This window comes from Naasia sp. SYSU D00057, assembly GCF_017916505.1.
GTDB lineage: Bacteria > Actinomycetota > Actinomycetes > Actinomycetales > Microbacteriaceae > Naasia.
Genome location: NZ_JAFMSZ010000002.1, coordinates 256,721 through 273,324 on the forward strand (window position 1 = coordinate 256,721; position 16,604 = coordinate 273,324).

21 protein-coding genes and 1 tRNA gene are annotated in these 16,604 nt (G+C 71.7%); 12 read left to right on the forward strand and 10 right to left on the reverse strand.

What is annotated here, in order from left to right; genetic code table 11:
- Positions 1–165 precede the first annotated feature (165 nt).
- The 4 genes from J3P36_RS08460 to J3P36_RS08475 form a co-directional block, all read right to left on the reverse strand.
- Entirely contained in the window at positions 166–753 is a 588-nt protein-coding gene (locus tag J3P36_RS08460; protein ID WP_210507125.1) for a TetR/AcrR family transcriptional regulator, read from the reverse strand.
- Positions 754–816: 63 nt separating this feature from the next.
- Positions 817–2,883, reverse strand: coding sequence for an MDR family MFS transporter (locus J3P36_RS08465; RefSeq protein ID WP_210507127.1), 2,067 nt, complete (start codon positions 2,881–2,883; stop codon positions 817–819).
- Positions 2,884–3,369: 486 nt separating this feature from the next.
- Positions 3,370–3,444: transfer RNA gene (locus tag J3P36_RS08470), tRNA-Arg, on the reverse strand.
- Between the two features lie 36 nt (positions 3,445–3,480).
- The gene (locus J3P36_RS08475; protein WP_210507129.1) at positions 3,481–3,681 is read right to left on the reverse strand and encodes a hypothetical protein; all 201 of its coding nucleotides are present in this window, start codon (positions 3,679–3,681) and stop codon (positions 3,481–3,483) included.
- Positions 3,682–3,877: 196 nt separating this feature from the next.
- Between J3P36_RS08475 and J3P36_RS08480 the strand changes: the two genes are divergently transcribed.
- The 8 genes from J3P36_RS08480 to J3P36_RS08515 all read left to right on the forward strand — a co-directional run bounded on the left by J3P36_RS08480 (position 3,878) and on the right by J3P36_RS08515 (position 9,224).
- Complete coding sequence (locus J3P36_RS08480) at positions 3,878–5,215, forward strand: MFS transporter (protein WP_210507131.1); 1,338 nt, start codon at positions 3,878–3,880, stop codon at positions 5,213–5,215.
- 61 nt (positions 5,216–5,276) lie between these two features.
- Positions 5,277–5,492, forward strand: a complete 216-nt coding sequence (locus tag J3P36_RS08485) for a hypothetical protein (RefSeq protein ID WP_210507133.1) — start codon at positions 5,277–5,279, stop codon at positions 5,490–5,492.
- 78 nt (positions 5,493–5,570) lie between these two features.
- On the forward strand, positions 5,571–6,527 hold the full coding sequence (locus J3P36_RS08490; protein ID WP_210507135.1) for a DUF2332 domain-containing protein: 957 nt from the start codon (positions 5,571–5,573) through the stop codon (positions 6,525–6,527).
- A gap of 106 nt (positions 6,528–6,633) precedes the next feature.
- Positions 6,634–6,840 carry a DUF2945 domain-containing protein gene (locus J3P36_RS08495; protein WP_210507137.1) on the forward strand — a complete coding sequence of 69 codons (207 nt, stop codon included), beginning with the start codon at positions 6,634–6,636 and terminating at the stop codon, positions 6,838–6,840.
- Positions 6,837–7,196 carry a DUF3140 domain-containing protein gene (locus J3P36_RS08500; protein WP_210507139.1) on the forward strand — a complete coding sequence of 120 codons (360 nt, stop codon included), beginning with the start codon at positions 6,837–6,839 and terminating at the stop codon, positions 7,194–7,196. Before J3P36_RS08495 ends, J3P36_RS08500 begins: the two co-directional genes overlap by 4 nt.
- A 205-nt stretch (positions 7,197–7,401) precedes the next feature.
- A complete protein-coding gene (locus J3P36_RS08505) occupies positions 7,402–7,734 on the forward strand; it encodes a hypothetical protein (protein ID WP_210507140.1) in 333 nt (110 codons plus the stop codon).
- A gap of 5 nt (positions 7,735–7,739) precedes the next feature.
- Positions 7,740–7,967: a hypothetical protein gene (locus J3P36_RS08510; RefSeq protein WP_210507141.1), complete on the forward strand. Its 228-nt coding sequence runs from the start codon at positions 7,740–7,742 to the stop codon at positions 7,965–7,967.
- Positions 7,968–8,330: 363 nt separating this feature from the next.
- Positions 8,331–9,224 (forward strand): hypothetical protein, encoded by an 894-nt coding sequence (locus J3P36_RS08515; protein WP_210507142.1) that lies wholly within the window; start codon positions 8,331–8,333, stop codon positions 9,222–9,224.
- Here the strand turns inward: J3P36_RS08515 and J3P36_RS16790 are convergent.
- From J3P36_RS16790 to J3P36_RS08535, 4 genes are all read right to left on the reverse strand, one after another.
- A complete protein-coding gene (locus J3P36_RS16790; RefSeq protein ID WP_210507143.1) occupies positions 9,206–10,030 on the reverse strand; it encodes a CHAP domain-containing protein in 825 nt (274 codons plus the stop codon). The two genes, J3P36_RS08515 and J3P36_RS16790, sit on opposite strands and share 19 nt — an antisense overlap.
- Before the next feature lie 270 nt (positions 10,031–10,300).
- Positions 10,301–10,798: an HNH endonuclease gene (locus tag J3P36_RS08525; RefSeq protein WP_210507144.1), complete on the reverse strand. Its 498-nt coding sequence runs from the start codon at positions 10,796–10,798 to the stop codon at positions 10,301–10,303.
- 291 nt (positions 10,799–11,089) lie between these two features.
- Positions 11,090–11,974 carry a C40 family peptidase gene (locus tag J3P36_RS16795; RefSeq protein ID WP_210507145.1) on the reverse strand — a complete coding sequence of 295 codons (885 nt, stop codon included), beginning with the start codon at positions 11,972–11,974 and terminating at the stop codon, positions 11,090–11,092.
- A gap of 236 nt (positions 11,975–12,210) precedes the next feature.
- Complete coding sequence (locus tag J3P36_RS08535) at positions 12,211–12,900, reverse strand: metal-dependent transcriptional regulator (RefSeq protein ID WP_210507146.1); 690 nt, start codon at positions 12,898–12,900, stop codon at positions 12,211–12,213.
- 83 nt (positions 12,901–12,983) lie between these two features.
- Here J3P36_RS08535 and serC point away from each other — a divergent pair, with 83 nt between their 5' ends.
- Positions 12,984–14,096: a phosphoserine transaminase gene (gene serC / locus J3P36_RS08540; protein WP_210507147.1), complete on the forward strand. Its 1,113-nt coding sequence runs from the start codon at positions 12,984–12,986 to the stop codon at positions 14,094–14,096.
- A 3-nt stretch (positions 14,097–14,099) separates the two neighbouring features.
- The gene (locus tag J3P36_RS08545) at positions 14,100–14,333 is read left to right on the forward strand and encodes a DUF2530 domain-containing protein (RefSeq protein WP_210507148.1); all 234 of its coding nucleotides are present in this window, start codon (positions 14,100–14,102) and stop codon (positions 14,331–14,333) included.
- 50 nt (positions 14,334–14,383) lie between these two features.
- Here the strand turns inward: J3P36_RS08545 and J3P36_RS08550 are convergent, their stop codons facing one another.
- The gene (locus J3P36_RS08550; RefSeq protein ID WP_210507149.1) at positions 14,384–15,058 is read right to left on the reverse strand and encodes a DUF3027 domain-containing protein; all 675 of its coding nucleotides are present in this window, start codon (positions 15,056–15,058) and stop codon (positions 14,384–14,386) included.
- Positions 15,051–15,434: a cold-shock protein gene (locus tag J3P36_RS08555; protein WP_210507150.1), complete on the reverse strand. Its 384-nt coding sequence runs from the start codon at positions 15,432–15,434 to the stop codon at positions 15,051–15,053. Before J3P36_RS08555 ends, J3P36_RS08550 begins: the two co-directional genes overlap by 8 nt.
- 97 nt (positions 15,435–15,531) lie before the next feature.
- On the opposite strand from J3P36_RS08555, the gene J3P36_RS08560 reads away from it, so the two are divergent.
- Both J3P36_RS08560 and J3P36_RS08565 read left to right on the forward strand, forming a co-directional pair.
- The gene (locus J3P36_RS08560) at positions 15,532–15,810 is read left to right on the forward strand and encodes a hypothetical protein (RefSeq protein WP_210507151.1); all 279 of its coding nucleotides are present in this window, start codon (positions 15,532–15,534) and stop codon (positions 15,808–15,810) included.
- A 79-nt stretch (positions 15,811–15,889) separates the two neighbouring features.
- Positions 15,890–16,582: a response regulator transcription factor gene (locus tag J3P36_RS08565; protein ID WP_210507153.1), complete on the forward strand. Its 693-nt coding sequence runs from the start codon at positions 15,890–15,892 to the stop codon at positions 16,580–16,582.
- Positions 16,583–16,604 lie beyond the last annotated feature (22 nt).

Sequence of the window (16,604 nt, forward strand, 5' to 3'; positions counted from 1 at the left end):
GTCCTCGTTCTTCCTGCCGACCCACGCCACGTCGTAACTGTAAGCGGACCGTTATCCGACACCCGGCTCATCGCGGGAGTTTCGCGAACCCCGGACGGGGGGCGTGTCGGACCCCGCAAGGGCCGCCGGGCTTTGCGATTCGCGCGCGCGGACATGCGCCGGCAGTCAGGCCTCGGCGAGCGCGAGCATCTGACGCGACTCCTCGCGCAGCTGGGCGGCGAACTCCTCGATGGTGGCGGGCCGGCCGTCCCGCACCGTCTCCACCAGCGCGCCCATGACGAGGGTGACGGCGCGGCTCGCGGTGCGCTCCTCCACCCGCTCGGCGACGACTGTCGTGAGCTCCTTCCGCAGGCCTCCGAGCCAGCGCAGCCAGGTCGCCATCAGGTCGGGCTCGCGGCGCACGAGCGCCTTGCGGGCGTCGCGGTCGCTGACGATCCGAGAGGTCGTGGCCACGAGGAGGCAGACCGCGTCGAGGAGGGGTTCCTGGCCGGTGCGGAAGCGCTCCCGGGCCTCGTCGCCCACCGAGGTCGGCGGAAGGCCGAGCGCGGCGGCGCCCTTCGACGGGAAGTAGTTGAAGAAGGTGCGGGGCGAGACATCCGCTGCGGCGCAGATTTCCTCGACCGTCACACCGTCGAGGCCCTGGTCGGAGACGAGCCGGAGCGCGGCGGCATGGATGGCCTGCCAGGTCAGCTGCTTCTTCCGCTCCCGAAGGCCCGTCGACTCGACGGCCTGAGCGGTGTCGCTGGTACTCACGAGGACTCCATTGTGTCGGGGATCGGCCGGGCGGGAGACGCGGGCCCGGCCGAACCCCTTGATTCAGTGCCGGCCGACCGGGATGGGGCCGGTGCGGGTGCCCGGCTCGACGAGCGCGCCGGAGAGGTTGGCCGCCTCGACCGCCTCCGCCTCGAGGTCGTCCACGCTGCCCGCGCGGTCGGCCTGCTCCTGCAGCGCGGACTTCTGGCGCAGCGGCGGCGTCTTGAAGAACCAGGTGAGCACGAACGCGAGCAGCACCACACCGAGTCCGATCCAGAAGATGACGATCGTGGATGCGTTGAAGCCCGCCAGGAATGGCCGGGTCAGCCGGCTGTCGGCGCCGTTGAGGAACGACGTGTCGCTCGCCGAGGACGCGCCGGCGGAGTCCGCCGACTCGAGCTCGTCGAGGATGGTCGGGACCACCCGGTCGACGACCGCGGAGCGCTGGTCCGCGTCGCTGTAGTCGATGGCGAGTCGGCCGTCGATCACCGAGGCGTTCGCCTGCTCGGCTGCGGCCTCGAGCGCCTGCTGCTCGGCGACCGGCGTCGCCGCCGCGACCTGCTGGTCGATCACCGTCTGCGCGGCCGCGGCGGGGATCGCCCCGGCGGCCACCTGCTGCTGCACGGCGGACGTGACCTGCCGGAGGACGGCGTCATCGGCGGCCTGCTTGGCGGTCGCGGCCCCCTCGTCGAGGGCGGACTGGACGTTCTCCTGGACGGGCTCGACGATCGGCGTCCAGATCTGCGCCATGACTCCGGCGTTGGCCGGGTCCTCCGCCACCGAGGGCGTGAGGGCCGCATCGAGGGCCGAGCTCAGGTCATCCTCGTCCTGCATAGCCGTGCTGATGTTCGTCGGCATCAGCGAGAACAGGACCGACAGCAGCACCGCGGTGCCGAGGGTTCCGCCGATCTGCCGGAAGAACGTCGCGGCGCTCGTCGCCACGCCCATGTCGCGCGCCTCGACGGCGCTCTGGCTGGCGAGCGTCAAGGTCTGCATCAGCTGGCCGAGGCCGAAGCCGATGAGGAACATCCCGATCATCAGGAACCAGAGCGGGCTGTCAACCGTGACGAACGTGAGCACGAGGAAGCCGACGGCCGTGAAGGCGGTGCCGGTCACCGGGAAGATCCGGTACTTGCCGGTTCGCGCGACGATCTGGCCGGAGCCGATCGAGGCGATCATCAGCCCGAGGACGAGCGGCAGGGTCGCGAAGCCCGCCTCGGTGGGGTCCAGGCCCGTGACGATCTGCAGGTAGAGCGGGATCGTCAGCATGGCGCCGAACATCGCGAAGCCGACGAGGAAGGACAGGACCGTGGCCATCGAGAACACGCCCGAGCGGAACAGCTTGAGCGGGATGATCGCATCCTCGCCGAGGCGCGACTCGATGATCAGGAAGGCGATCAGCCCGACGGCACCGAGCACGTAGCAGGCGATCGAGCCGGCGGAGCCCCAGCCCCACTCGCGGCCCTGCTCGGCGACGAGCAGCAGCGGCACGAGCGCGACGATGACCGCGGTGGCACCCCACCAGTCGATCCGGGTCGAGCGCTTCTCCCCGACCTTCGGCAGGTGCAGGAACGCGATCACCATGGCGAGCGCGAGGATGCCGATCGGCAGGTTGATGAGGAACACCCAGCGCCAGCCGTCGATCCAGAGGATCTGCTCGGCGCCCGCGAAGAGGCCGCCGATGAGGGGGCCGATCACGGAGGAGATGCCGAAGACGGCGAGGAAGTAGCCCTGGTACTTGGCGCGCTCGCGCGGGGCGAGCATGTCGCCCATGATCGCGAGCGGCAGCGACATCAGCGCGCCGGCGCCGATGCCCTGGAAGGCCCGGAAGGCCGCGAGCATCAGCATCGACGTGGAGAACGTCGACAGCAGCGAGCCGACGATGAAGACCGAGACGCCGAAGATGAACAGCGGCCGGCGTCCGAAGATGTCGGACAGCTTGCCGTAGATCGGGGTCGTGATCGTCGACGTGATCAGGTAGGCGGTCGTGACCCACGCCTGCTGGTCGAGGCCGTGGAGGTCGTCGCCGATGGTGCGGATCGCGGTGCCGAAGACCGTCTGCGCGAGCGCGGACAGGAACATGCCCGCCATCAGCCCGTAGATGACGAGGAGGATCTGCCGGTGGGACATCACCGGAGCGGATCCGGCGGCGACGGGAGAAGCCCCCGACTGCCGCGGAAGTGCGTGTGTGGCCAATGCGATTCCCTGCATGCGAGAAGGAGGAGGCGCTGGGCCGGAAACGGCGGATGCCCCGGCGTCGCCGGAGCGCCGACGCTGGCGAAGCACCTTGCTTACTGCGCAATCTTACATCCACTGCAACTTTGCGTACAGTGCAGGAGCACAAGTTGCTGAACAAGGCTGACTAATGCGTCGAAGCAGGCGTCCGCTCTGAAGAGGGTCGGTCGCCGCCGGCGGACCGCCATGGGCGCGAGCGTGCGAATAGCCGCGATGCTGTCGCGATCGACCGACCCAGGCCGCCCTCCCTCGGGGCGCGGGCAAGGCGTCGGGGACGCCGCGGGCATCGGCCGCCGGGATGCCACCCCGCGGCTGTCCGGCCCACGCGGGATCCGCGATCAGCGGCGAGCGAAGCGGGCCCTGCAGGCGGCCGCTCGAGCGTGGTGCCCCTGGAGGGACTCGAACCCCCAACCGTTTCCTTAGGACGGAACTGCTCTTCCATTGAGCTACAGAGGCTGGCCGCCCCAGTCTAGGCCGGGGCGGTCGACCGGGTCAGTCGCGTTCGCGGTGCCGGCCCGATCCGAGGTCTAGGTCGTCGCCGGCCACCAGGTCGGGGCCCTCGCTCTGCGTGATGTCGACGCCGTCGAAGTCGGCGTCGAGCCCGAGCTCGCGGCGGTGCTCCTGCCGCAGCTTCGCCTGCTCCGCGTCGTTGTCGGCGTGGTCGCGGTCGTCGGGGATGTTCGCGTCCGTCATCGTTCTCCTTCCGTCGGATGCGCAACGCTACTCCCGCCGCCCGCGCCGGCGCCCCGGGTTGCGGGCCGGCTTCCGGACCCGCAACACCGCGTCAAGCCGACGGACGGGAATTGGTGCGCGCCGAGGCGGCGGGCACGATGGTGGAGCGCCGCCGCCTCCCGCGGCCCGTCCACCGATAGAGCGGAGAGCGAGCGACATGAGCGCATCGACGGCCCTCACCCGCGCCGACCGCCTCGACCGGCTGCCGTTCACGCGCCGCCATCTGACCCTGCTCGGCGGGTCCGGCGTCGGCTGGGCCCTCGACGCGCTCGAGGTCGGGCTCATCTCGTTCGTCATCGCCCAGCTCTCGGTCACGTGGAGCACGGACGCCGCCGCCCTCTCGTGGGTCGCCTCGGCGGGCTTCGCCGGGATGGCGATCGGCGCCGCCGTCGGCGGGCTGCTGGCGGACCGGATCGGTCGGCGCAGCGTCTTCGCGCTCACCCTCCTCGTCTACGGGGTCGGCACGGGGCTGTCCGCGCTCGCCTGGTCGGTCGGTGCGCTCATCGTGCTCCGCTTCCTCGTCGGGCTCGGCCTCGGCGCTGAGCTGCCCGTCGCCTCGACGCTCGTCAGCGAGTTCGCGCCGCGGCGGATCCGGGGCCGCGTCGTCGTCGTCCTCGAGGCGTTCTGGGCGGTCGGCTGGACGGGAGCGGCGCTGCTCGGCTACCTCGTCATCCCGTCCAGCGAGGACGGCTGGCGCTGGGCGTTCCTCGTCGGCGCGATCCCGGCCCTCTGGGCGGTGGTGATCCGGTGGCGGCTGCCGGAGTCCGTCCGCTTCCTCGAGTCGAAGGGGCGCCACGCCGACGCCGAACGGGCGGTGCGCTGGTTCGAGGAGAGCGCCGACGTCCCTGCCCCTGCCGCCCCGCCCGAGCGGGGAACGGCCTCCGCGGCCTCCAAGCCCCGGGTCGGCGACCTGTTCTCCCGCGAGCTGCGCCGCCGGACGGGCGCCATCTGGCTCGTCTGGTTCACCGTCAACTTCTCCTACTACGGCGCCTTCATCTGGCTGCCGAGCCTGCTCGTCGCCGCCGGATTCCCGCTCGTGCGCTCGTTCGGCTTCACCCTGCTCATCACGCTCGCTCAGCTGCCCGGTTACGCCGTCTCCGCCTGGCTCGTCGAGCGCTGGGGACGGCGCCCCACCCTCGCGGTGTTCCTGCTCGGCTCCGCGGTCGCGGCGGCCGTCTTCGGCTTCGGCGCGGTGAGCGGATCGGAGGCGTGGATCCTCGGCTCCGGTGCCCTCCTCTCCTTCTTCAACCTGGGCGCGTGGGGCGCCCTCTACGCCGCGACGCCCGAGCTCTACCCGACCCCGCTCCGGGGCACCGGCTCGGGCTGGGCGGCCGGGGTCGGCCGGCTGGCGTCGATCGTTGCACCGCTCTCCGTCCCGCCGCTGCTCGCTCTCGGCGGCACCCCCATCGCTTTCGCGGTGTTCGGCGGCGTGTTCCTCGTCGCCGCCGCAGGAGCCCTCGCCCTGCCCGAGCTGAAGGGCCGCGCCCTCGACTGAGTCAACCCCGTCCGCTCCGCCGCCCGCACTGCGAGGGTGGAGGGAGCGAGAAGGAGGCATCATGTCGGACACCACCAGCGGCAGCGGCGAGGCCACCGAGAAGGCGGACGGCCTCGGCACCGAAGGCACCATCCCCGGCGGCTCGGGCGGCGTCGGGGTCGGCGCCAGCGAGGGCCAGGGGACGACCTTCGAGCCGGAGGAGGACGAGGAGGGCGCGGCGAACCTGCAGGGCGGCAGCGACGGCGGCGACGCCCTCGGCGCCGCCGGGCACGCGTAGTCACCGGCTTCCTGTCGAGCGCCGAGAGGGCGCACCGCTGAGCGCGGCACTTCCTCTCGGCGCTGACATCATCGACGGATGACCTCCGACACGGCCGACTGGTACCTCCGGTTCGCGGACGGGGAGGCGGCCGGACGGTCCGTGATCTACGAGGAGTGGGCGCGCGGCGTGGCCGCCGATCCGGAGGTCCTCGCGCTGCTCGACGGCCTGCCGGAGCAGAAGCGGCAGCCGAACCTCGTGTTCAGCACGGCGCGGCTCCTCGGCGCCCCGTCCGGCATCTGGCCAGTGTTCCGCGAATGGCTGCTCGCGCACTGGGACGCCGTCGCGGAGGAGGCCCGGGTCCGCAGCACCCAGACCAACGAGCCCGGCCGGTGCGCCGCGCTGCTGCCCGCGCTCGCCCTCGTGCCCGGCCCGCTCGCGCTCATCGAGGTGGGCGCTTCCGCCGGGCTGACGCTGATCCCCGACCGCTACGCCTACCGGTACGACGACGACCGGCGAGGGGAGGTGCGCATCGGGGACGGCGACCTCGTGCTCGAGTGCGCGACCGCCGGCGGCGTCCCCCTCCCCTCGGCCCCGCCGGACGTGCGCTGGCGATGCGGCATCGACCTCCATCCGCTGAACCTCTCCGACGGCGACGTGCACTGGCTCGAGACGCTCGTCTGGCCCGAGGCGGAGGACCGGCGGCGGAGGATCCGCGCGGCCGTCGCGATCGCCCGGCGGGATCCGCCGCGCATCGTCCGCGGCGACGTCGTGGACGCCCTGCGCGAGGTGGTCGCGCAGGTGCCCGACGGCCTCACCCCGGTCGTCGTCAGCAGCGGCACGCTCGTGTACGTCCCGGGCCTCCGGCGTGCGGCGTTCCGTCACCTGGTCCGTGAGCTCGGCTGCCGCCTGCTCGCCCTCGAGGGGATGCGCGTGTTCCCGGACCTCACGCCCGAACGCGTTCCGGCCACTCCCGGCACGCCGTTCCTGGTGACACTCGACGAGTCGCCCGTGGCCGTCGCCGACGCGCACGGGCGCTGGCTCACCTGGCTCTGAGCTCGCCGGCGCGCACCCGATGGCAAGACACAGCACGATCGGGCTCTCCAGGCAACCCCGTCGCCCGCCCGTTGTGCCCGCCGGGTTCGCTCCTTACGTTCCCCTCATGACCGAATTCAAGAAGGGCGACAAAGTGTCGTGGAAGTCGCATGGCGGCGAGGCCGTCGGCGAGGTCGAGGAGAAGATCACCGAGGACACCGAAGCGGGTGGCCGCACCGTGCGCGCCTCGAAGGACGACCCGCAGTACCTCGTGAAGAGCGAGAAGAGCGGCGGCGAGGCCGTGCACAAGCCCGGGGCGCTGAAGAAGGAATGAGCGGCGACTCCCCCGACGACACCCGGAAGGCGTTCTCCGACGCCGTCAACATGACGGCGAAGGAGCTCGAGCGCTGGCTCGACTCCGACGAGTCGAAGTCGGTCGGCGTCACCGGCGGCGACAAGAAGGACTCGCCGGGCGGCGGCGAGTCCGTCGGCCATGAGTCCGGCCGCCGCATCGTCCAGCTCCTCAACACGAAGAAGGACGACCTCGGCGACGACGACTACGCCCACATGCGCAAGGTGGTCGGCTACGTCCACCGCCACCTGGCGCAGCGCCCCGGTCACGAGGACATCGAGTCGTCGCGCTGGCGCTACTCCCTCATGAACTGGGGCCACGATCCGCTGAAGGACTGACGACGGCTGCGGGCCTCCGCGCTCACTCGCAACCGTGCGGACAGGTCGCTGCCGGGTACGGGGGCGACCTGCCCGCAGGGTCGCGTCCAGGGACCGGCGCGTCGCGCAGCGGCCGCGCGACCTTGCCTCCCTGCGGCGCGGGCGCAACCCCCTGAGACCGCACAGGTCGCGTTGTTAGCGTGGAACGCGATCTGGAGGAGGCGACGTGAGCACCGAGCACGACCAACTGCCATTGCCCGACTACGACCACCTGCCGGTGGGGAACCTGGCATCCCACATCTCCGCTCTCACGGAGGATCAGGTGGGCCAGCTGCTCGACTACGAGCGCGCACACGGGAACCGGCTGCCGGTCCTGCAGGTGCTGGAGCACCGGCTCGACGCCCTCCGCGGAGGTGCCGAGCCGTCGGGCTCCGTGCCCGACCGGCTCCCGGAGCTCGGCGGCGCGGCGGGCGGATCGCCGGTGTCCCCCGCGACGAGCGGCCCGCCGATCAACCCGCCGTCGCACGGCGACCCGACCAATCCCGCACAGCCGAGGTGAGTGCCATGCCGCTGAACAACTACCTGAAGCTCGCGCAGCGGGCGCTGCAGACCGAGCAGGGCCGCGCGGTCGCCCGCAAGGCCGCCGACGGACTCGCGGGCGCCGGCAACAGGCTGACGCACAACAAGTACGCGGATCCGATCGAGAAGGCCCGCGCGGCGATCAACAAGCAGCTGGGCGGCCCGGACGACAAGGGCAAGGGCTCGAAGCGTCGCCGCTGGCCCGGTCGCTGATCCCGATCGAACGCTGACGCGATCACGGCGCGGCGCGCGGAGCTCTCGTCGCCCCGGGGCGCCCGGTGGCGTCGCCGGGTCACGTCGAACCCTGGTTCAGCAGGTGCAGACGACATCGAGCAGGAGCAGCCGGGCTCGGCGTGCCTGCTGAGCCGCTCCGGTGCCTGGTGAGCATGCCTCGGTGGATGCTGGACCGGATCCTCCCCTCGTGACCGATGGCCGAGAAACGGCGGAACGGCGCGGCCCCCTCCCGGGTCCCGCCCGTTCTGGGGCGTGAACGCGGGGGCGCGAGGCCCTAGGAATGTAGGGAGATCCGCTCGCACCGGATGCGCGGGGGCGCTCGCGGCGGATCCAGGGGGAATCATGTCCGCGACCATCGGCGCGTCCGCACGCGGCAGCGCACTGCCTCCGACACGGCGGTCGCTCGTCCGGCCCGCCCTGGTCGTCGGGGCTGCGCTGTGGCTCTACCTCGGCTTCGCGTCGACGTGGTCGACCGGCGCCGCCGTCCCGATCGCGTGGGCGCTGCTCGGCGCCTACCTCGTGCCGACGGCGGTCGTCGTCGAGTCGGGCCGCCGGCTGTGGCTACGCGACCGGATCACCACCGTCGTCCTGCTGCGCGCCATGCTCTTCGGCAGCCTGCTCGCCGCGCTCACCGCCGCCACCTTCGGGATGTCGGCCCTGCCCGCCGGAGCTCCGGCGGCGCTGCGCGCGCTGGCCCCGATCCTGCCTGCCGTCGCGGAGGCCGCCGCGGTCGCCGCCGCCGTCCGGGTCATCGGCCGGCGCACGCTCGCGACCCCGCGATCCGGGCTGTTCCTCGGCGGCGCGCTCGGCGCGGGCTACGCCGCGTTCGGCTCACTCACCGCCGTGCTGCAGGCCATCAACGCCCTGGCGGGAACGCCGCTGCCGCCCGGGATGCCGCCCGCGACCCTTCTCGAGGGCGCCGTCACCGTCCAGCAGGCACTGCTCGCGCCGATCGCCCACCCGGTCTGGGGTGCGCTCGTCGGCGCCGCCGTCTTCGCCGGCCGCCGCGCGCTGGTGGCAGCCGTCGTCGGCACGCTTGCCGCGCACATCCTCTTCGAGCTCGTCACCGCCGTCACGTCCGGCCTGCTCGGCAGCTCCGCCGCGGCGCTGGTGCTGGAGCTGCTCGCCTGCGCGGCGGTCGCGGCGCCGGCGGCCCTCCTCTGGCGCCGTCGCTCGCGGCGACTGCGCCACCACGGCGCCGGGGACCCGGACGTGGATCAGGCCGGCGGAGCGTAGAGGAACAGCGCGATGTCGGAGCGGTCGAGGATCCGCTGACCGTACTTGTGCTGCATCTTGTGGTTGTACTCCTCGATGAGCACTCGCCCGTCGTCGAGGACCTCCTTGACATACGCCACGTGGTTGCCCGCGAACCAGGCGACCGAGCCGGCCACCGGCTGCTGGCCGGTCTCCCAGCCGTTCGCCTTCCAGTTCATCGCCCACTGCGACGCGTCACCGCCGCGAGGGGTCATCTTCGACCAGGTCCACTTGAACGGTGCCTGCGTCGTTCCGGCGTCGCGGTTGAGCCGCCACGCGACGAAGTCGACGCACTCCCGGTAGTAGTAGCCGAGGGGCGAGAGGCCGCCTCCCTCGTAGTCCGCGGCCTGGTAGAACCACGGGTAGTCGTCGCCCATCTCGAGGGCGCCCGATGCGGCGTAGGCGCTCAGCCGTGCCGCCCGGCGCGGATCGGCGCGACGGGCCTGCATCTCCTCCTCGGAGGTCGCGGTGAGTCCGTCGCGCGCGATTGCGGCGGCGGCCGCCTCGGCGGAGACGACGAAGGACTGGCCGCTCGCTCGAGCGGAAGCGGACTGCACCTCCGGCTCCACCCCCGACGCGTACGCGGGGAGGCCGGCGGTCGCGAAGAGCCCCGGCACGACGAGGACGGTGATGAGGGCGCTCCAGCCGCGGCGCTTCGGGGCGCCCGCGGGAACGAGCGGGGCCGTCGGCCGCGCGGACGGGCGGTGCTCACCGATCGCGCCGGCGCGGCGCTCCCCGAAGGAGCCCGTGCGGCGGTTTCCGGTGGCGCCGCGGCGGGCGCGCGGCACGGAAGCGGGTGCGCGCAGGTCGCGGCGTCGAGGCAGGACAGGGACGACGTCAGTGGAGACAGCAGTGCCGTTTCCCTGCTGGATTCCCGGCTCGATCAATCGCACCCCCGTCTTGCCCACACGATTCCCCCGACGCCGACCCGCGGCCGGCGACTGATCCACCGTACGCGACGATCAGGAATCTGTCACGGAACGGTAACGCGTGTCCCCCGACCGGGAGGCGCAGTGGACAGGTCGTTCCAGCCGCGGGGTCGGGCGCCGCGAACCGCGTCAGGCGGCGGGAGCCAGGAACTCGGACCAGTCCGGCGAGGGGCGCTCGGCACCGCGGACCGCCCACGAGGCGCCGTGCGGCGGGCGCAGCGGAACGCGCAGCCGCCACCCCATCTCGGCCGGCGTGCGGTCTCCCTTCACGTTGTTGCACGCGAGGCAGCAGGCGACGAGGTTCTCCCACGAGTCGGCGCCTCCGCGGGACCGGGGCAGCACGTGGTCGACCGTGGTCGCGGCGCGGCCGCAGTAGCCGCAGCGGGAGCCGTCACGCCGGAGCACTCCGCGGCGCGACACGGGAACCCGGCGGGCTGCCGGGATCCGGACGTACCGCGTGAGAAGGATCACGCTGGGACGATCCCACGCGCCGGAGGAGCCCACGATCGGGTGCTCCTGATCCGACACCACCACTGTCGCCTTGCCGCCCATCACCAGCACGAGGGCGCGCTTGAAGGAGACGACAGCCAGCGGCTCGTACCCCGCGTTCAGCACCAGAGTGCGCATCTGCATCCTCTCGAGACGGCCTGCACGGCTTGCAGGCACCCGATCCGCCGTTCGAGAGGGCGCAGGATGCGAAAAAGGGCACCGTCTAACGACGGCGCCCTTCTTCCCGAGTCGCGGACAGGCCGCAGCTCTGTATCCGGCTGGCGTGCCAGTGTCCCGCGAGCGCGCAGACCCCCATGGTGCGGGGGCTGCGACTCAGGGGCACGGCTGCCGTCCTCTCGGTGACGTGAGGTCAGGGTAGCGCATGCCCGCGCCGAGAAAGCTCAGCGCGGGCCCGGCATCCCCGCGGCGTCAGCCGATGCGGACGTAGAAGACGCTGCTGGTCCAGATCGGCTGCTCGCGCACCGCCGCACCGGGGTACGGGGCGTGCAGGATGTTGCCGTTGCCGGTGTAGATGCCGTCGTGGCTGAGGTCGCTCAGCACCACCAGGTCGCCCGGCTGCGCCTCCGCGGCGGAGATGACCGTGCCGGACACCGACTGGCTGCGCACCGAGTGGGCGAGCGAGATGCCGTGCTGGGCGTAGACGAACATCACGAGGCCCGAGCAGTCGAACCCGGACGGCGTCGAGCCGCCGTACACGTAGGGAACACCGATGTACTGGCGCGCGGTGGCGACGATGCTCCCCAGCGCTCCGCTGGGCGGCGGCGCGGCCTTCGACTGCGCGGCGTACTCCGTCGCGGTGGGGCCCGAGTAGGAGTTGTACTGGGCGGCCAGCTGGGCGCGCAGCTCCTCCGCCTCGCGTGCCGCCTCGGCGGCGGCGCGGGAGGCGAGGATCTCGTCCATGCTCGTGGCGGTGTAGGCGTCACGGGTCACCGCGGTCTGAGCGGCCTCGTCGGAGACCTCGACGGTCTGCGACGAGTCGACCTTGAGCTCCTGCGCCTCGGACGCGGCGAACGCGGGCTGCGACGCGGCGACCGGGTTGAACGCATAGGACGGGATGGCGATCGTCGCCACCAGCCCCATCGCGAAGGTCATCACGACGATGTTGAGGATGCCGCGGGCACGCGCCGCGCGGTGGCGGTGGTGGCCGCTGGTCGCGGGGCGGGACGCCGACGCGCGACGGTTCGCGGGACGGACGGGCCGCACCGAGCGGCGGGTGGGGAGTGCGGCGGCCGGGGTCGAAGACGACCCACGGCGCATCACTGCGGTCGCGGAATCGGGTGTCGGGTCGCTCACGGGAGAGCGGTCACTCGATAGGGCCAAGAGAACCTCCTGCGCCCCATGTCCGGTTCCCCGGACACCCGTCCACACGTTGTCAGCCGTGCACAGGAATACCGCGAGACGGATGGAGAGACGCCGCGATTCCCGGCCCGTCGACCGGCCTGTCTGGTCGTCGGGCGACTAGCAGGCTACGTGAGGAGGGTCGCTATGTCACGTTCACACGCCTGCAGAACAACAAATCGGTAACTTTTTCAGGTCCCGACGAAGATGTGGACGGCCACCTCGACGGGCAGCTCGAGGGCCTGTTCGGCGCCGTCCCCGCGCACCCGCACGTAGTGCCCCGCGGGCTCGACGGTCGCCGTCGCGCCGGGCAGGATACCGGCCTGCTTGAGCCGCAGCAGGAGCTCCGGATCGAACTGCACCGGCTCGCCGAGCCGGCGGACGACGGCCTGCGTCCCGCCCCCCGCGCGGGCGAAGTCGACGATGTTCTGCACCCCGTCGAGGAACGCGAGCGACGGCGACTTGTCGACGTCGTCGAGGCTCGGGATCGGGTTGCCGTACGGGGACTCGGTCGGGTTGCCGAGCATGTCGATCAGCTTCTGCTCGACCTGCTCGCTCATCACGTGCTCCCAGCGGCACGCCTCCTCGTGCACGAACTCCCACTCGAGCCCGATGACGTCGCTGAGCAGCCGCTCGGCGAGGCGGTGCTTGCGCATGACGTGCAGCGCCTTCAGCCGCCCGCCCGGCGTCAGCTCGAGGTGCCGGTCGCCGGACACGACGACGAGGCCGTCGCGCTCCATTCGGGCGACCGTCTGCGACACCGTGGGACCGGAGTGACCGAGCCGCTCGGAGATGCGGGCGCGGAGGGGGACGATGTCCTCCTCCTCCAGATCGAGGATGGTGCGCAGATACATCTCCGTGGTGTCGACGAGATCGGTCACGAAGCCTCCAGTACGCACGCTCGACCTCCGAGTTTAGCCGGGGCGCGGGCTCCCTCCTGGCACCGCCAATAGGCTGGTCGATCATGGTTGCCGTGACGATCCCCGCTGAACTCCTTCCCGCCGACGGCCGCTTCGGCTGCGGCCCGTCCAAGGTGCGCCCCGCCCAGCTCGCGGCGCTCGGCGAGGAGGGCGCGGCACTCCTCGGCACCTCGCACCGGCAGAAGCCGGTCAAGCGGCTGGTGGGCCGCGTGCGCGAGGGACTCGCCGACCTGTTCTCCGTGCCCGAGGGCTACGAGATCGTGCTCGGCAACGGCGGCTCCACCGCCTTCTGGGACGCCGCCGCGTTCTCGCTGCTCGAGCGCCGCAGCCAGAACCTGACGTTCGGCGAGTTCGGCGCGAAGTTCGCGAAGGCGGCCGCGGCCCCCTTCCTCGAGACCCCCGACGTGCGCAAGGCGGAGCCCGGCACCCGCAGCCGGCCGGAGCCGGTGGCGGGCGTCGACGTCTACGCGTGGCCGCACAACGAGACGAGCACGGGCGTGATGGCCCCCGTCCGCCGGGTGTCGGGCGACGAGGGCGCGCTCACCGTCGTCGACGCGACGAGCGCCGCGGGCGGCATCGCGGTCGACGCGAACGAGTACGACGTCTACTACTTCGCCCCGCAGAAGAACTTCGCCTCGGACGGCGGCCTGTGGCTCGCCGTCTTCTCCCCCGCCGCCATCGAGCGTGTGGAGCGCATCGCGGCGAGCGACCGGTGGATCCCCGAGTTCCTTAGCCTGAAGAACGCGGTCGACAACTCCCGGCTCGACCAGACCCTCAACACCCCCGCGGTCGCGACCCTCCTCATGCTCGCCGACCAGGTGGACTGGATCCGCGACAACGGCGGCCTCGCCTGGGCGGACGCGCGCACCCGCGAGTCGTCCGACATCCTCTACGACTGGGCGGACCGCACGGAGACGGCGACCCCGTTCGTCGCGGACCCGGAGGACCGCTCTCAGGTGGTCGTCACCATCGACTTCGACGAGTCGGTGGACGCCGCGGCCCTCGCCAAGACGCTGCGCGAGAACGGCATCGTCGACGTGGAGCCGTACCGGAAGCTCGGCCGCAATCAGCTGCGGGTGGCGACGTTCGTCGCGATCGAGCCGGACGACGTCCGGGCGCTGACGGCGAGCGTCGACTACGTCCTCGAGCGCCTCTGAGCCATGCGCATCTACCTGCGCGACTCCGAGCGCCGGCCCGACCCGGAGCCGGTGACGACGGACGACCGCACGGCCATCCTCACCGGACTCGGACTGTGGATCGCCGGCCTCGCCGGGACGATCCTGGTCCTCGGTCCGAGCGGCGACCCCCTGTGGACGTGCATCACGGGAGTCGTCGTGGGCGTCGCCCTGCTCGCCTACGCCGAGGTGCGGAGCCGGAAGCTCCGACGCGACTGATCCGCCACCGCCGACTCCCCCGCTGAGCCGCGAGGCCCGGGCGGACGGGGTCAGCGGACGCCGTCCTCCTCGGTGTCGTCCTGGTCCGGCCCCTCGCCGGCCTGCCGGAGGTCGCCCTCGTCGCCGAGGTCGTCGCCCTCGTCGTCGAAGTCGTCCTCGAGGTCGTCGTCCTCGTCGTCGTCGAGTTCGTCGTCGTCCTCGTCGTCGAGGTCGTCGAGGTCGGTGTCGTCCTCGTCCTCGTCCTCGAGGTCGGCGTCATCCTCGTCGTCGTCGCCGGCGCCGCCCGCCGCGGCCTCCTCGAAGTCGACCCCGTCGAGCTCGTCCTCCTCGTCGCCGAGCAGGTCCTCCTCCTCGACGAGCTCGTCCTCGGACTCGTCGTCCGACGCGTCGAGCCCCTCGGCGTCCTTCGCCTCCTGGGCGGCGCGGTACTCGGCGAGACGATCCGACCAGGGCACCCACTCGGGCGCGACCAGCGAGTCCTCCCCCGGCAGCAGGCCGAGCTCGAGGACGGACGGATGCTCGACGCCGTCGGCGGTCGACACGGAGACGGACCACGTCCAGCCCGGATAGCCGGGCATCGTGTTCGCGAAGTGGACGTCGATCACGCCATCCGACGGCTCCCCGAGCCCCCGCAGCTCGCCGACCGTGTCCTCGGACGTGGTCTCGAGCAGCGCGGCGCGCGCCGCCTCGACGACCGCGGCGTCGACCGCGGTGGCGTCACGCATCCAGGTCGTCCGCGACCTTGCGCAGCACCGCGGCGATCTTCTTGCCGTGCTGGCCGTCGGGGTAGCGGCCCCGCTTGAGGTTGGCGCCGACGCCGTCGAGGAGCTTCACGAGGTCCTCGACGATGATCGCCATGTCGTCGGCCGGCTTGCGCGCGGCCTTCGCGAGGCTCGGCGGCGCCTGGATGACGCGAGCCGACAGGGCCTGCATGCCCCGCTTGCCGTCGACGACTCCGAACTCGAGCTTGGTCCCGGGCTTCACGGACGTCACTCCCGCGGGCAGGGCCGAGGCGTGCAGGAACACTTCCTGCCCGTCGTCGGAGCTGATGAATCCGAAACCCTTCGCTTCGTCGAAGAATTTCACCTTGCCGGTGGGCATGTCGCTCGCCTTCTCTCGGATGGAACGGCTCCGATTCTACGGCGGTGCCGACTCGGGCCCCACGGGCCGGGAAGCCGGACGCCCATATCCTGGGCATATGTCACGAGCGAGCGGCGAGCGACCGCAGGAGCGGTCAGGAATCTCCCGAGTCGAGCGCGTGCTCGCCGCCATGACGGCGACGGTGGTCGGGGTCTCGGTGGTCGCGTTCGTCGCGGTGCTGATCGGCAACTACGCGGGGGTGGTCGACGGCTCGGGCATCTGGCCCGTCGTGGTCGCGCTGCCCCTCGTCGGCTTCCCGATCGGGTTCCTGCTGATAATCGCGCTCATCGTCCTCAACGCCGTGAAGCGCTCACGACGCGCTCGCGCCGACTCGTAGGGAACGGCTCCACCGGCGCATCGATTCCGCTCCGGAGACTCCCAGGATACCTTCAGCCCATCCGCAGGAGAATGTCCGCATGGCCGATGGTCCCCGCATCCTCATCGTCGACGACGAGCCGAACATCCGCGACCTGCTCACGACGAGCCTGCGCTTCGCCGGGTTCGCCGTCCGGGCGGTCGGGAACGGCGCCGCCGCCATCTCCGCCGTCCTCGAGGAGGAGCCCGACCTCATCATCCTCGACGTGATGCTGCCCGACATGAACGGGTTCGGCGTCACGAAGCGGCTGCGCTCGTCGGGCTACACCTCGCCCATCCTGTTCCTCACCGCCAAGGACGACACCGAGGACAAGATCACCGGCCTCACGGTGGGCGGCGACGACTACGTCACCAAGCCGTTCAGCCTCGACGAGATCGTCGCGCGCATCAAGGCGATCCTCCGCCGCACGATGCACGCGGAGGAGGACGCGATCATCCGCGCCGGCGATCTGACGATGGACCAGGACACGCACGAGGTGACGATCGGCACCCAGTCGGTCGAGCTGAGCCCGACCGAGTTCAAGCTGCTGCGCTACCTGATGCTGAACCCGAACCGGGTGCTGTCGAAGGCGCAGATCCTCGACCACGTCTGGGAGTACGACTTCAACGGCGACGCGGGCATCGTGGAGTCCTACATCTCCTATCTGCGCCGCAAGCTCGACCAGTACTCGTCGGAGCCGATCATCCAGACCAAGCGCGGCTTCGGCTACATGCTCAAGGCCGCCAAGTCCTGAGTCGCACGGCATCCTCCCTGTC

What these genes read in the sequence shown, in the direction of transcription:
- J3P36_RS08465 (WP_210507127.1), bottom strand. Translation starts at nt 2,883, where the DNA reads ATGTCCCACCGGCAGATCCTCCTCGTCATCTACGGGCTGATGGCGGGC.
- J3P36_RS08475 (WP_210507129.1), bottom strand. Translation starts at nt 3,681, where the DNA reads ATGACGGACGCGAACATCCCCGACGACCGCGACCACGCCGACAACGAC.
- J3P36_RS08480 (WP_210507131.1), top strand. Translation starts at nt 3,878, where the DNA reads ATGAGCGCATCGACGGCCCTCACCCGCGCCGACCGCCTCGACCGGCTG.
- J3P36_RS08485 (WP_210507133.1), top strand. Translation starts at nt 5,277, where the DNA reads ATGTCGGACACCACCAGCGGCAGCGGCGAGGCCACCGAGAAGGCGGAC.
- J3P36_RS08490 (WP_210507135.1), top strand. Translation starts at nt 5,571, where the DNA reads ATGACCTCCGACACGGCCGACTGGTACCTCCGGTTCGCGGACGGGGAG.
- J3P36_RS08495 (WP_210507137.1), top strand. Translation starts at nt 6,634, where the DNA reads ATGACCGAATTCAAGAAGGGCGACAAAGTGTCGTGGAAGTCGCATGGC.
- J3P36_RS08500 (WP_210507139.1), top strand. Translation starts at nt 6,837, where the DNA reads ATGAGCGGCGACTCCCCCGACGACACCCGGAAGGCGTTCTCCGACGCC.
- J3P36_RS08510 (WP_210507141.1), top strand. Translation starts at nt 7,740, where the DNA reads ATGCCGCTGAACAACTACCTGAAGCTCGCGCAGCGGGCGCTGCAGACC.
- J3P36_RS08515 (WP_210507142.1), top strand. Translation starts at nt 8,331, where the DNA reads ATGTCCGCGACCATCGGCGCGTCCGCACGCGGCAGCGCACTGCCTCCG.
- J3P36_RS08525 (WP_210507144.1), bottom strand. Translation starts at nt 10,798, where the DNA reads ATGCGCACTCTGGTGCTGAACGCGGGGTACGAGCCGCTGGCTGTCGTC.
- serC (WP_210507147.1), top strand. Translation starts at nt 12,984, where the DNA reads ATGGTTGCCGTGACGATCCCCGCTGAACTCCTTCCCGCCGACGGCCGC.
- J3P36_RS08545 (WP_210507148.1), top strand. Translation starts at nt 14,100, where the DNA reads ATGCGCATCTACCTGCGCGACTCCGAGCGCCGGCCCGACCCGGAGCCG.
- J3P36_RS08550 (WP_210507149.1), bottom strand. Translation starts at nt 15,058, where the DNA reads ATGCGTGACGCCACCGCGGTCGACGCCGCGGTCGTCGAGGCGGCGCGC.
- J3P36_RS08555 (WP_210507150.1), bottom strand. Translation starts at nt 15,434, where the DNA reads ATGCCCACCGGCAAGGTGAAATTCTTCGACGAAGCGAAGGGTTTCGGA.
- J3P36_RS08560 (WP_210507151.1), top strand. Translation starts at nt 15,532, where the DNA reads ATGTCACGAGCGAGCGGCGAGCGACCGCAGGAGCGGTCAGGAATCTCC.
- J3P36_RS08565 (WP_210507153.1), top strand. Translation starts at nt 15,890, where the DNA reads ATGGCCGATGGTCCCCGCATCCTCATCGTCGACGACGAGCCGAACATC.